This window comes from Methylobacterium sp. WL12 (assembly GCF_008039475.1).
GTDB lineage: Bacteria > Pseudomonadota > Alphaproteobacteria > Rhizobiales > Beijerinckiaceae > Methylobacterium > Methylobacterium cerastii.
Genome location: NZ_VRUW01000006.1, coordinates 1 through 14,135 on the forward strand (window position 1 = coordinate 1; position 14,135 = coordinate 14,135).

Sequence of the window (14,135 nt, forward strand, 5' to 3'; positions counted from 1 at the left end):
GCCGGATGCGGGCCGGACGGGGGTGGCGGGGCGGGTGGCTGCGGTCTCGGTCCGGGCCGGCGTCGCCGGCCGCGGGGCGGCGGTCGTCGGCGCGGGTTGTGCGGGGGCGGCCGTCACGGTCGCCTTGGTTGGCGCCGTCGCGGCGGGCGCGGGCTGCGCCGGGGCGGTGCGGGCGGCAGGCGCCGAACGCGCGCCCGCTTCCGCCGTCCGCCGCTGCTCGTTCGCCTGCGGCTGGACCACGTCGACCGCGCGGTTGGAGCGGGCGACGAGGGCCGAGAGCTCGTTCAGCGCCTTGATCTGGTCCGAGACCACCCGGCGCATCTCGCCGGCGGCGTCCTGGGTCTCCTGCGGCAATTCCAGCACGCCGCGGGCGAGGTCGGCGCGGGTGGCGTCGAGCTCGGTCCGGATCGCCCCGGCCATCTCGCGCATGCCGGCGACCGACTCGCCGAAGCGGGCCTGCGCCTCCGCGAAGACGGTGCGCATCTCGGCCGAGGCGGCGGCGATGGCGACGCGGACGGCCTCGGTGGTCTTCTCGCCCTCCGTGCCGGCATCGGTCCGCAGGCCTTCGAAGGCCCCGGCGACGCGGGTGCCGGCGGCCTCGGCCGACTGGGTCAGGCTCTCGCCGACGGCGCGCGCCCGCTCCTCGGCGGCGCGTAGTGCGCGCTCGATGCCCTCGGCGAAGGCCGCGGTCCGGCTCTCCAGCGCGACCGAGCGCTCCTGCAGGCCGGCCAGAGCCGTCTCGACCGCTTCCCCGCGGCCCGACAGGCTGGCGGCGAGCCGGTTCTCGACGCCTTCGAGCGAGCCGGCCGCGCGGCCGAGTTCGGAGACGTGGGTGCGCGACTGCTCGGCGAGCGCACGGCTGCGCCCGTCGAGGGCTTCGGCGAGGTTCGTGGCCTCGCGCACGGCACCCTCGGCGACGCCGCGCAGGGCCTCGACCTGAGCCGAGACGCCTTCGCTCGCCGTCCCGGTCTGCGTCGCCACGTCCTGCAGCGCCGACTGGATCTGGTGGACGCGCTCGGCGAGCTCGCCCTCGACCGCGCCGAGGTTGGCGTTGGCGCCGACCAGCAGATCCTTGAGCGCGGCGTTCGCCCCCTCGATCCGGGCGACCACGCCGCCGAGGTCGCGCCGCAGGCGCTCGTTGACCTCCGACAGGCCGGCGATGGAGCGGGCGGCCCCGTTCTCGACCGCGGCGCGCAACGCCTCGGCGGATTCCCGCGACTGGGCGGTGAGCGCCTCGGTGCGCTCGCGCAGCGCCTCGATCAGCGGCTGCCCGGTCTCGGCCAACGCCCGCTCGATCGCTGTGCCGCGCTCGGCCAGGGCGCCGGAGAGCTGCAGCACCGGCCCGTCGATGACCGCGCGCAGGCGCTCGATATGGCCCTTCATCGTGTCCGTGACCGAGCGGCCGGTGCCGTCGACGCGCTCGACCAGGGCTTCGCCGCCCTCCTCGATGCCGCGCACGATCGTCTCGGCGCTCTGCGCCAGGCGGCGCGCCAGGGCTTCGCCACGCGCGTCGACCAGGCTGCCGAGCGCGACGGCGCGGCGCTCGAAGCCTGCGGACAGGGCCTCGGTCCGCTCGTCGAGCAGGGCCGCCATCGCGGCGTTGCGTTCGTCGAGGGTGGTGCCCAGCATCGCGCTGTGGCCGTCGGTGAGCGCCGCGTGGTCGCGGGCGCGCTGGTCGAGGGCCGCCACCAGGGAAGCCATGCGCTCCTCGACGAGGCCGGCGAAGGCGTCGTGGCGGTCGTCGAACGCCGTGGCGATCGCATCGCCGCGCGAGGCCACCAGGGTGGCGAAGGTCTTCATCCGGCTGTCGATGCGCTGGGTGAAGGCCTCGCTGCGGCCGTCGACGCTCACGGTCAGGGCCGTGCCCTGCGCCTCGACGGTCTTGGCGAAGGCCTCGGTCCGGGTCTGCAGCAGGTCGGCGAGGTCGGCCATGCGGGCGTCGAACGCCGCGGTGATCGCCCGGGTGCGGGCCTCGACGTCGCCGCCGAGCGCCGTGGTGCGGTTCTCCAACAGGTGCTCGATCGTGCCGGTCGCCTCGTCGAGCAGGGCGCGCAGGCCCTCCATGCGAGCCGCGACCGTGCGGGAGAAATGCTCGGCGCGATCTTCGACGGCGTTGCCGAGGGCGTGGCCGCTCTCGTCGAACAGGGTGCGCAGGGTCTGCGTACGGGTATCCACGGTCTCGGCGAGCTGCCGGCCACGGCTCTCGACCATCCCGTCGAGGGCTTCGTGGGCCTCGGAGAAGGCGTCGCGCAGGGCGGCCGTGCGGTCGTCCAGCGTCTGGGTGAGCTGTTGCTGGCGCGCCTCGACGAGCTGCACCAAAGCGGCCGGCGCCTCGTCCAACACCGCGCGCAGGGCGACGACGCCGGCGTCGACGGTGGTGGCGAGCTGCCTGCCGCGGTTCTCGACCAGCCCGTCGAGGGCCGCGTGGGCCTCCGAGAAGACGTCGCGCAGGGCGGCCGTGCGGTCGTCCAGCGTCTGCGTGAGCTGTTGCTGGCGCGCCTCGACGAGCTGCACCAGCGCAGCCGGCGCTTCGTCGAACACCGCGCGCAGGGCTGCGACGCGGGCGTCGACGGCGGTGGCGAGGTCGTCGCCGCGGCCTTCGACCACGGCGTCGAGGGCGGTGTGCGCCTGCTCGAACAGGGCGCGCAGCATTTGTGCCCGCGCGTCCACCGTCTTGGCGAACTGCGTGCCCCGGCCGTCGACGAGGTTCGCCAGCGCATCCAGGCGCTCGTCGAACAGGCTGCCCATCGCCTGGGTGCGGTCGTCCAGCGTGGTGGTGGCGTGGCCGAGCGTCGCCGCGATGGTCTCGACCAGCTCGCGGCCGCGGTTGTCGAGGGCGTCGTGGAGCGGTCCCATGCGGCCGTCGAGGCTCGACGACAGGGTGGTGGCGTGCTCATCGAGCAGGACGCGGATCTGGTTGGTGCGGGCGTCGAGCAGGTCGTGGACGGTGCGCACGCCCTCGTCGAGCAGGCCGCTGATGTCCGAGGTGCGGGACGCCAGCGTGCGCCCGAGTCGGCCCTCGCCGTCGCCGAGCATGCGCTCCGCGTCCGCGATGGTCTGCTGGAGCTTCGCCAGCACGCTCTCGCCGCGCTGATCGATGACCTCGCCGAGCGAGGTGCCGCCGCGGTCGAACAGGCGGGCCAGCTCGGTGATGCGACCGCCGATGGCGCCGAACACCATGCGGCCCTTCTCGTCGAGCTCGCTCGACATCGCGGCGGTGCGCTCGTCGATGAGGTGGCCGAGCAGGTCCGAGCGCTCGGCGAAGGCGCGCCGCACCGCTTCGGTCTGGGTGGCCAGCGCCGCGTCGGCGCTGGTGGCGCGCTCCTCGATCAGCGCGACGAGTTCCTGGACACGCCCGGCGAGGGCGGCGTCGATGCCGCCGGTCCGCTCCTCGATGGCGCGGGTGAGGTCGGCGACGCGCGCGGCCATCGCGGCGTCGATCCCGCTGGTGCGGCTCTCGATGGTCGCGACGAGGTCGCGGGTGCGGCCGCCGAGTTCTTCGTCGATCGCGCGGGTGCGACTTTCGATCAGGCGGATCGCCTCGAAGGCCTGGGCACCGAAGCGCTCGTCGACCAGGCGGCTGCGCTCCTCCAGCGCCGCGCCGATCGCTTCCAGGCGGCCGAGCACGCCGGTGTCGAAGCGTCCGGCCCCCTCGTCGAGGCGGCGCGCCATCTCCTCGCTGCGCTCGGCGAGGGCGTCGCTGAGGGCGGCGGCACGGGACGCGATGTCCTGGCCCAGGCCCGCGGCACGGCCGTCCAGCGCCTCGACGAGGTCGCGGCTGCCCTCGGCCATGATCCGCGCCATTTCGCCGGTGCGGCCGATCAGGGCCTCGTTCAGCGCCGTCGCGCGGGTGCCGAGATGGCCGTCGATGTGGCTCACGAGGTTGGCGAAGGTCTCGCCGATCTCGGCCGAACGCTTGGCGGAGCGGTCTTCCAAGGCGCCGAGATGCGTCTCGACCGCGTCCCGCGCGTCGCGGGTGCGCTCGACGATGGTCTCGGCGAAGGCCTGGCCCCGGACGGAGATGAGCCGGTCCATCTCGGCGAGGCTGCCGCCCATGGTCTCGCCCAGCGTGGAGGTGTCGCGGGAGATCTTGTCGGCGAGGATGTCGCCGCGGGCGATGATTTCGTGGAGGGCGGCGAGGCGGTTGCCGATCGTCTCGTCGATCGCCTTCACCCGCACGTCGGCGGTCTCGCCGAAGCTGGCGCCGCTCTGGTGCAGGGCGTCGGCGACGCGCGCGCCCTGGGTCGCCACGGCGAGCACGATGTCGCGCCCGGTTCCGGCGATCCGCGCCTGGGTCTCCTCGGCATGGCTGGCGAGCAGGTCGGTGACGCCGCGGCCGTGTTCGCCGAAGGCCGCCTCGATCGTGCGCATCCGGGCCGACAGCTCCTCGGCGACCTGCTCAGCCGCGCGGGCGATGGCGCCGGTGGTCTCGTTCGAACGGGTCGAGAACTCGGCGTTGAGCGTGCCCATCGCAGTGCGCAGGGCTTCGATCGCCGCCTCGGCGCGTCCGCCGAGCAGGCCGCCGGCCTCCTCGGAGGCGGCGTCGATCCGGCCGAGCAGGCCGTTCATGTGGGTCTCGACGGCCCCCGTCACCTCGCCCGAGGTGGCGCGCAGGGCGTCCATCGCGGCGGAGACGCGGGCGGCCATCTCTGCGGTCTGGGCGGCGGTTGCCCCGTGCGCGGTCGAGGCGGCGAGAGTGATCGCCTCCGCGGCTTCGGCGCTGCGGGCAGCGAGGTCGGCGGCGGTGTCGGCGAGGCGCCGCTCGAAGATCTGCACGGCCTCGACGGTGCGGGCTTCCAACTCGCCGGTCGCGCCGGCGGCGGAGCGACGCATCGCCTGCGCCGCCTCGGCTCCGGTGGCGCCGATCGAGACCGTGGTCTCCTCGGCCGAGCGGCGGAAGCTGTCGACGGCCTCGGCGGTGCGCGCCACGATCTCGGCCGACAGGGTCGCGATGGTCTCGCGCAGGGAGCCCGTCGCACCCGAGGCGCCGTGGGCGAAGGTGTCGCCGAGGCTGGCGAAGGCGGCCTCCAGGCTTGAGGCCGCCTCCTGCGAGCGCAAAGCCACGAGGCTGCCGGCGCGCTCGCCGGCCGCATCGAGGCGGGTCTCGAGGGCGCCGCCGTGGAGGGTGATGGTCTCGTGCAGGCGCCCGGCGATCGCCTCGATGCGGTCGGCGACGACACCGCCGCCGGCGGTGACGGTCTCCGCGATGCGCTCGGCGGTGCCGACGAGGTCGTCGCGAACGGTCGTCGCGCGGGTGGTGAAGGTCTCGATCACTCCGGCGGCGGCGAGCGCGAGCCCGGCCTGGGCGTCGCGGCCGCGGGCCTCGATCGACGCGGCGACGCCGTCGCCGGCGGTCTCGATCTCGGTGCGGAGGGCTGCGCCGCGTCCGGCGATGTCGTCGGACAGGGCGGTGCCGGTCGCCGCGAAATGCGCGCGCAGGGCGTCGCCGGTCTCGGCGAAGCGGGCGGTGATCTCGCCGCCGGTCTGGGTGAAGCGCTCGGCCAACGCGTCGCCGCGGCTGAGGAAGGTGGTCTCCAGGCTTCCCGCCGAGCGCTCGAAGCTTTCGCGCACGGTGGCGCCCTGGCGGTCGAGGGCGTCGATCACGCCGGCGCCGGTCTCGGCGAGCGAACGCGCGACCTGGCTGGCGTTCTCGGCCAGCCGCTCGGTGAGCGCGCCGCCGGTGCTCTCGAACACGCGGGTCACGTCGGCCGCCCGGGTCTCGAACGAACGGGTCAGCGTCTCGCCGACCTCGGCGATCGAGCCGCGCACGCCCTCGCTGGTGGCGGCGAGCCGCGCGATCAGCTCGTCGCCGCGCCCCGACATCACGCCGACCACGCGGTCGCCCGCCTCGCCCAGCGACGCCGTGATCGCGTCGCCGCGCGCGTCCAGCGCCCCGGTGACGCGCTCGCCGGCTCCGGTCATCGCCGTGACGATGCGCTCGGCCGCGCCCTCCAGCTCCTGCGTCAGGCTCTGGTGCGAGCCGGTGATCGCGCCGCGCACGCGCTCGGCGTTGGCGACGATGCTTTCGCGCTGCGCGACCAGCTCGTCGACGAGCGAGCGGATCCGGATCTCGTTGTCGGAGTAGGCCCGCTCCAGGGTCGCGATCTCGCCGCGCACCAGGGTCTCGAGCTCGCCGGCCCGGGCGAGCGCCCGCTCGACGCCGTCGCCGACGGCGGCGACTTCGCGGCGCACGGTCTGCGACATCGTCAGCACGGCGTCGGTGGAGAAGCTTTCGGGCTCGGCCAGGCGGATCGCGACCTCGCCGACGGCGCGCGCCACGAGGCGCATCTCCTGCGCGCGCACGGCCAGCATGCCGGTGATCAGGAACAGCACCACCGGCCCGACGAGCGCGGCCGCGCCGACGGTCGCCTGCAGCGCGGTGAGGCCCGTGAGGAACCCGCGCAGGTCGCCGCCGGACTGGTTCCAGGCGAGCAGCGCGAGGCCGTTCACCCAGACGAAGGCCGCGAGCGCGGCGAGGATATAGGGGGTGCGGGCCGGGCGGACCCGGAGCGTCTGCTGCAGGATGCCGATGTTGCGGCGGTCGTCGTTGGCCACGAGGGAGCGGTCGGGCGGCAGCAGGCCGCCCTCGCGGTGGGCGCGCTCGCGGCCGGGCGGCGGCACGTCGGAGGCGAGCGGCGGATCGAGGTCGAGGCGGGGCGGGCTCAGGCGGCCGGCCTGCTCCTGCAGCGGGTCGCCGTCGCCGACGTCGGGCAGGCGCGGCTCCGCGCGGGCCTCGGCCTCGGGCGTCAGGACCTCGAGGTTCAGCGCCTGCTCGATCGCAGAGAGCGCCGCCTCGGCCGGGTCCTTCAGCTTCTTCTCGGTGGCCATGCAACGCCTCGTTACGCGATCCCGCGACCGCCGGCGAAAGCCGGAGGCGGAGACACAACTACCCGTTTACCAAGTCAATTTAGACCCCGTCGCCCCCTCGGGATACCCGACCGGCGCGTCGGCGCCGGAAATCCTTAACGGAATGGTTACCAAGGCGGGGCGGCCCATGCGGACGGGCCGCCAACCCATGATGCCGCAAGGACGATCCGGTGGCGACCGCTTTGCCGCCTGCCCTGTGGACAGCAGGGACGCGGGCAAACCAGACAGGCAAGCGCGAAAGGCAAGAGGGATCGGTAGAAGGGGAGGTACAGGTCGATGGGCAGGTAATAGGGCATGGGGATGGGCAGGTAGAAGGCGTCGAGCATGGAGACCATCGATCGCGCGCATCTCGCCGCGCAGACCTTCGGCGACGCCGACCTCGCGGCCGAGCTTCTCGGCCTGTTCGCCGACCAGTGCCGGCGCATCCTGCCGCGCTTGGCCGACCCCGCGCTGCCGGCCCAGGACCGCGCCGACCTCGCCCACACCCTCAAGGGCTCCGCGGCCTCCGTCGGCGCCAGCCACGTCCGCGACCTCAGCTCGGCTGCCGAGACGGCGTTGCGCGGGGGCGGCGACGGTGCCGCGGCGGTGGCCGACCTGGAACCGGTCGTCGCCGCATGCCTCGCCGAGATCGGTTGAGCGGCCGACCTCTGCGGCAAAAGCGGTCGCGCGCGTGCGGTGCGGGAACACCCTGCAGGTTTTCGCGTAGGCCGCAGCAACAAACCGCCCGCGTGGGCTTGCGCCGGCGTGCCCGGACGTCGCCGTGCTTGCAATCCGCGTCATGCCCCGTAAGCAGGCTCGGCGCTCGCCGGACACCTGCCCGCCCGACACTTGCCCGCCCGATCCACGAGCCCGGAGTCACGGATGCCCAAGATCACCTACGTCGATCATGCCGGAACGGCGAGGACCGTCGAGGGCAGCGTCGGCGCCACCGTCATGGAGACGGCGCTGCGCAACAACGTGCCGGGGATCGATGCGGAGTGCGGCGGCGCCTGCGCCTGCGCCACCTGCCACGTCTACGTGGCCGACGACTGGGCCGCGGCGGTGGGTCCGGCCGAGGACATGGAGCAGGACATGCTCGACTTCGCCTCGGACGTGAAGGCGACCTCGCGGCTCTCCTGCCAGATCCGCATCAAGCCTGAGTTCGACGGCCTCACGGTGACGACGCCGGCCCGCCAGGGATAGAGCGTTTTCCGTCATCCCTGGATCACGGAAAACGCTCCATCTCATTGCGGGGTCGCATTGTCTTCACGCGAGCCGGAAACCACCTCGCTTGAAAATGCTCTCGGCGGTCTGGGCGGTCATCGCAGCAGCGCCCGCATCGCGCCGTCGAGGCCTTCAAGGGTCAACGGGAACATGCGGTTGGAGAACAGCCGCCGCATCATCCCGATCGACTGCGTGTAGCCCCATTGCGGCGTCGGCACCGGATTGAGCCACACCGCCTTCGGGAAATGCGCGAGCACCCGCTCGACCCAGGCCGCGCCGGGCTCCTCGTTCCAGTGCTCCACCGAGCCGCCGGGCGCCGCGATCTCGTAGGGGCTCATCGAGGCGTCGCCGACGAACACCACGCGGTAGTCCGACGGATAGGTTCGGATCACGTCGAGGAGCGGCGTCGCCTCGTCGTGGCGGCGGCGGTTCTCGGTCCATACCGCCTCGTAGGGGCAGTTGTGGAAGTAGAAGTGCGCAAAATGCTTGAATTCCGAGCGCGCCGCCGAGAATAGCTCCTCGACCTGCTCCACGTGCCAATCCATCGAGCCTCCGACGTCGAGGAAGAGCAGAACCTTTACTGCATTACGCCGTTCCGGCCGCAGGCGCACGTCGATGTAGCCTTGGCGCGCGCTCTCGCGGATCGTGCCGTCGAGGTCGAGTTCCTCGGCCGCGCCTGTGCGCGCGAAGCGGCGGAGGCGCCGCAGCGCCAGCCGCATGGTGCGGGTGCCGAGCTCGACGGTGTCGTCGAGGTCCTTGAATTCGCGCTTGTCCCAGACCTTCACCGCGCGGAAGTTGCGGTTGCCGTCCTGGCCGATGCGGATGCCTTCCGGGTTGTAGCCGTAGGCGCCGAAGGGCGAGGTGCCGCCAGTGCCGATCCACTTCGAGCCGCCCTGGTGGCGCTCCTTCTGCTCGGCAAGGCGCTGCTTCAGGGTCTCGAACAGCTTGTCCCAGCCGAGCGCCTTCATTTCCGCCTTCTCGGCGTCGGTGAGGTACTTCTCGGCGAGCTTGCGCAGCCATTCCTCGGGGATGGCGGTCGGCGCCACCGCCTCGCCGACGGTTTCGAGCCCCTTGAACACCGAGCCGAACACCCGGTCGAACCGATCGAGGTGGGCCTCGTCCTTCACCAGGGCGGTACGGGCGAGGAAGTAGAACTCCTCCACCCGCTTGTCGGCGAGGTCGCGCTCGAGCGCGCCGAGGAGGATCAGGTACTCGCGCAGCGAGACGGGGACGCGCGCCTCGCGCAGAGCGGTGAAGAACTGAAGCAGCATGGGCCGATAACGCGCCGCAGGCGCAGTCGGGTCAAGCGCCGGCGGAGGATGCCGGTCGGCACGATTTGGACCGAGAGGCCCGGATTCCTGGGCACAAGTCCGCATTCCTGTTGATATCTGGTCGAGTCAGACTCGCACGGTCACTGAAACAGTCATGGGAATCGACCATCTCGGATGCATCGAGTCCAGCCGGGCGTGACAAGAGTCCACATGTCCGGAATCGGGAGGTCTGCGATGGCAGTCATCCTACGCAACATGTCCGAATTCAAGCGGTTTCTCGGGAAGCCGGGCGCGATGATTCAAGTCGTGCGCAACACCTTCATGGATCGCCAACCGGAGGCGGCCCGCGCCGCCTATCGCGACAAGGGCATGTACTTGCCGCGCACCGTCCAGGCGATCTCGCGCAAGGCGGCGGTGTTCGCCCTGAAGGGTCATCCGGGAACGGTCTGGCTGTACTGGGACAAGGGCGCCCGCGGCTGGCGCTTCAACGGCGACACGGTGACGGTTCCCCTCGCGATGGGGTTGGGACCGCCCGACGAGATCGTCTACCGCTGCAGCTTCGCGGACGGGTTCGAGCCGGCTCGCGCGGTGAAGACGCGGAAGGCCGAGGCCCGCGACTGGCACGGCGAGGCGATGCCGAACCTGATCTGATCTCCGGCCCTGATCTGATCCCTTGCCGCGATCCCGGAGGGCTCAGGCCCGCCGCACGACGGTCGCGGGCTCGTCCTTCGGCGAGGCCTCCCGCGGCCCTTCCTGCGCCTTGCCGACGGTGCGCCGCGCCCGGAACACCGGCCGCGTGTCGGTCTCCTTGCGCTTGAGCATGGCGCGGTACTCGTCGCGGCGCTCGTGGATCGACGCGATGACGAGACCCATCGGCACGCCGACGTCGACCAGCACCGCCTCCGAGAGCTGCAGTGAGGCCTCGATCGTCTCCGGCACCGCGTCGTCGACGCCGAGCTCGTAGAGCGCGGTGGCGTGCGTCGCGTCGCGGGCTCGGGCGACGATGGTCAGGTCCGCCCGCTCGGCGCGGGCGGCCACCACCACAGCCTCGACGGCGTGCGGGTTGTCGAGGGTCACCACCAGCGCCCGCGCGGTGGCGATGTCGCACCGGCGGAGCAATTCGGTGTTGGAGGAATCGCCGAAGTAGACCGGCTTGCCGAGCCGGCGTTGCTCGGCGACGCGGGCCGCGTCCGCATCGAGGGCGAGGTAGGGGATCTTGTGGCGGGCGAGCATCTCGCCGACCTGCCGCCCGACCCGGCCGTAGCCGGCGACGATGACCCGGTCCTGCTGCTTGTCCGGCGGCGGGTCGGCCCGCACCCGGCCATGCTGATGCTTCGAGGCCCGCTTGCCGATCCGCCGGCCCAGGGTGGCGAGCCCCGGGATCATGATCATGGTCACCGTGGTGACGATCAACGCCGCCCCGCCCACCGGCTCCGGCACGAGGCCGGTGGCCATCGCCCCGCCGATCAGCACGAAGGCGAACTCGCCGCCCGGCCCGAGCAGCATCGCGGTCTCGAACGCGACCGCGCGGGAGAGTTTGAGGGCGGGTGCCGCCATCACCACGACGGCGGCCTTGATGAACAGCAGCGCGAAGGCGAGCCCGAGGATCGCGCCGGGGGCCGCCAGCAGCTGCGCCGGATCGAGGTTCATCCCCACCGAGACGAAGAACACCCCGAGCAGGAGCCCTTTGAACGGATCGATGGTGGCCTCGATCGCCCGGCGGTACTCGGTCTCGGCCAGCAGAAGCCCGGCCACGAAGGCGCCGAGCGTCATCGACAGGCCGGACGCCGCCGCCGTCAGCGCCGTGGCGACGATGACGAGGAGGCAGGCCGCCATGAATAGCTCGGCCGACTTGGTGCGCGCCACCAGGTGGAACAGCGGCCGGAGGGCGAGCCGCCCGGCCACCACGATCACCACCAGGGCGATGGCGGCCTGCGCAAGCGCCAGGGCGAGCGCGCCGCCCATGTCCGCGCCGTCGCTGCGGCCCGAGACCGCGATCGCGAACAGGACCGGCGCGACGGCTAGGTCCTGGAACAGCAGGACGGCGAAGCTCGCGCGCCCAGCCGGCGTGTTGAGCCGCCGCTGCTCGGCCAGCACCGGCAGCACCACGGCGGTGGAGGAGAGCGCCAGCGCGATGCCGACGATCACCGCGCCGGCCAGCGGCACCTTCAGCCCGAACAGGATCGAGCCGATGATCAAGGCCGAGCAGATCACCTGGATCGAGCCGAGGCCGAAGACCAGGCGCCGCAGGGTGCGCAGCCGCTCCCAGGACAGCTCGACCCCGATCATGAACATCAGGAAGATGACGCCGAACTCGGCCAGGTGCGCGATCTCGGTGCGGTTGCCGATCGTGAACAGCGAGACCCAGTGGAACTGGTCCGAGAACCGGCCGAGCCCGAACGGCCCGAGCAGCGCGCCCGCGCCGATGAAGCCGAGCACCGGGCTGATGCGCAGGCGATGGAACAGCGGCACCACCACGCCCGCGGTGACGAGGAACAGGATCGCTTCCTTGTAGGAGCCGGCATGGACGTCGGGCATCGGCGGTCGGTTCGAACCTCTTGACGACGTGACTGGGCGGGGCTGGCGCGATCATGCGAGGTGGGCGCTCCCCGAGCAACCGGGAATCGCCGTCGCGGCGCGATTGGGCGGGCGTGCGCCGGGCGCCGGCCTCGGAAAGTGAGGCATTTGCGCCACCTCCCGAACGGTAGCGGTGGACGGCCGCCATGCGGCCCAAATTCGGCACAATGCCCGCTTAGCGAAAGCAGTTAACGAACGGTTACGCTCAACCGCGCGTCGCGTACGATCCGACCTTAGAGAGCCCCATGCGAAAGATGCCCCCGAGCCGGGAGGTCCAGCGCGAGCGCCGCGCCTGGGCCGTCGAGTCCGACAGGTGGACGCACGAGCGTCACATCGAGAAGGGCTACCGCATCAAGTGGGGCTACGTCGCGATCGCCTACCTCGTCGAGTTCATGGTGATCGGCGCCTCGCTCTGGGGTGCGTGGTTGTTCGCCTCCGTCTACAGCGACGGCGACGACCACGCCTTCTACTTCATGCTGCTGGCGCCGCTGGTCTACGCAGCGGTGGAGCTGTGCCGCGTGCCGCTCGGCATCCTGGCGCGCACCCAGCGCTCGTACTTCATCCGCGCGCTCGCCATCGTCGGCATCATCTTCGCCGCAGGCGTGACCACGAAGTCGGTTTCCCAACTCGGCGAGATGATGTTCCATCCCCGCCTGATGGAGGCCTCGAAGACCAAGACCGCGCTGAAGGACGCGCAGGCCGACCGCAGCACCATCGACAACCGCATCTCTGCCGCCGACGCCCGCGTCGCGCAGTACACGACCGAGCTCGACCAGATCGAGAAGCGCGCCGCCGACAACGCGGCCCAGCTCTCGGCCCTGCCGGCCCAGCGTTGCGAGAAGGTGTTCGGCACCAACAGCCGCGGCGTGCGCTACCAGAACCTGAAATGCGTCACCGACCCGCGCACCGCGACGCTTTCGGCCGGCGTCGCCAAGGCCTCGGCCGACCGCGGCGTGCTGACCAAGGACCTCGAGGAGGCGCGCAAGGCGCGCGCCCAGCTCGACCGCGGCGCCGCCGAGCGCAAGGTCGCCGACGCCGAGCAGGCCTACCGCAACGCCGTGAACCGCTCGCAGCTCCACTCCTTCACGGCGATGGTCTACGGCGTCGACCCGATCGACGTGTCGGAGCAGCAGGTGCACGCCTTCCTGCGCATCTTCGTGTTCCTGCCGGCGCTCTGCGCCGCCTTCGCCTCGACGATCCTGGCGCTGTGCGCGGTCTCGGTGCGCAAGACCTTCATGGACGAGGACGACCTCGGCGCCGCCGTGAACCTGGAGGCGACGCCCTACATGCTGGAATCGATCACAGAGGCGCTGAAGCAGAACCTCGAGCCGGTCCTGCCACGGCCGAACCGCGAGGCGGCGACGGGGGCGGTGATTCCGATCAACCGTCCGGCCGCGGGCGCCGCGCCTGGGTTAAACGCCGCCAACCAGCCGGGTAGCCAGCCGATCCTGCCGGCCGCCAGCGCGGGAGCGGGCGCATGAGCTACGTCGCGCAAGGCTCGCCCGAGAACATCGCCCTCGCGCAGCAGGTCAACGGCCGGCTGCGCGCGGAGTCCCGCATCGTCTTCGCTCGCGCCTTCCTGTTCCGGGCGGCGGGCGCCGGGGTCTTCGTCGCGCTCGCCGGCATCGGTGTCGGCGCGGCGGCCTACGGCTGGGCCACGATGAACCAGTTCGACACCGCCGCCGAGAAGATCGCCGCCGCGATGCAGGCGGCGCTCTCCGACGTCACCCTGAAGACCAAGGGCGAGGTGACGCTGACGGACAACGTGCTCAAGCTCGAAGGCGCCCTGCCGAAGGCCGCCGCCGCGCCGACCCCGACGAAGGCGCAGCTCGGCGCCGACGCGGCGCCGGCTTCGAAGGCGATCGTCAACACCACCTTCACGGTCTTCAAGCAGGTGCCCTATCTCGACGGGCAGATCGTGACCGGCTGGAACTTCAAGGACAGCGCCGACCAGCCCTATCAGCAGTACTGCTACTTCTCCCGCCGTTCCAACGAATCGAAGGGCCAGGTCGAAATCAAGATCGACCTGGCCATGGACGGTAAAACCCTGCCTCAGCCGCAAAAATCAGACGTGAATCTTGCGATTCTCGCCTCGAACTGCGTGTGGCACGACGGAAAGTCCCTCTAACCGGCAAAGACGCGGCTTGCGCGCACGGAAAATCGGTTCAGCGGAAACGGTTCCCTAACCGCTCTCGGGCGAGGATGCGTCTGCACGAG

At 71.9% G+C, this 14,135-nt stretch carries 8 protein-coding genes; 5 read left to right on the forward strand and 3 right to left on the reverse strand.

The features are described from left to right. A partial coding sequence (locus FV226_RS04000; protein ID WP_147761902.1) for a hypothetical protein occupies positions 1-6,828 on the reverse strand: 6,828 nt, incomplete at its 3' end. A gap of 363 nt (positions 6,829-7,191) precedes the next feature. On the opposite strand from FV226_RS04000, the gene FV226_RS04005 reads away from it, so the two are divergent. Both FV226_RS04005 and FV226_RS04010 read left to right on the forward strand, forming a co-directional pair. After that, entirely contained in the window at positions 7,192-7,503 is a 312-nt protein-coding gene (locus FV226_RS04005) for an Hpt domain-containing protein (protein ID WP_147761903.1), read from the forward strand. A 225-nt stretch (positions 7,504-7,728) separates the two neighbouring features. After that, a complete protein-coding gene (locus FV226_RS04010; RefSeq protein WP_147753564.1) occupies positions 7,729-8,049 on the forward strand; it encodes a 2Fe-2S iron-sulfur cluster-binding protein in 321 nt (106 codons plus the stop codon). 116 nt (positions 8,050-8,165) lie between these two features. Here the strand turns inward: FV226_RS04010 and FV226_RS04015 are convergent, their stop codons facing one another. Then, a complete protein-coding gene (locus FV226_RS04015; RefSeq protein WP_147761904.1) occupies positions 8,166-9,341 on the reverse strand; it encodes a VWA domain-containing protein in 1,176 nt (391 codons plus the stop codon). Positions 9,342-9,575: 234 nt separating this feature from the next. Here FV226_RS04015 and FV226_RS04020 point away from each other — a divergent pair, with 234 nt between their 5' ends. Then, complete coding sequence (locus tag FV226_RS04020) at positions 9,576-9,992, forward strand: hypothetical protein (protein ID WP_147761905.1); 417 nt, start codon at positions 9,576-9,578, stop codon at positions 9,990-9,992. 42 nt (positions 9,993-10,034) lie between these two features. Here FV226_RS04020 and FV226_RS04025 read toward each other — a convergent pair whose 3' ends face one another. After that, positions 10,035-11,879 carry a cation:proton antiporter gene (locus FV226_RS04025; RefSeq protein WP_147761906.1) on the reverse strand — a complete coding sequence of 615 codons (1,845 nt, stop codon included), beginning with the start codon at positions 11,877-11,879 and terminating at the stop codon, positions 10,035-10,037. Positions 11,880-12,163: 284 nt separating this feature from the next. On the opposite strand from FV226_RS04025, the gene FV226_RS04030 reads away from it, so the two are divergent. Together FV226_RS04030 and FV226_RS04035 are read left to right on the forward strand one after the other, a co-directional pair. Next, positions 12,164-13,399, forward strand: coding sequence for an ATPase (locus FV226_RS04030; protein WP_147753560.1), 1,236 nt, complete (start codon positions 12,164-12,166; stop codon positions 13,397-13,399). Next, positions 13,396-14,046, forward strand: coding sequence for a hypothetical protein (locus FV226_RS04035; protein WP_147753559.1), 651 nt, complete (start codon positions 13,396-13,398; stop codon positions 14,044-14,046). Before FV226_RS04030 ends, FV226_RS04035 begins: the two co-directional genes overlap by 4 nt. The last annotated feature ends 89 nt before the right edge of the window (positions 14,047-14,135 follow it).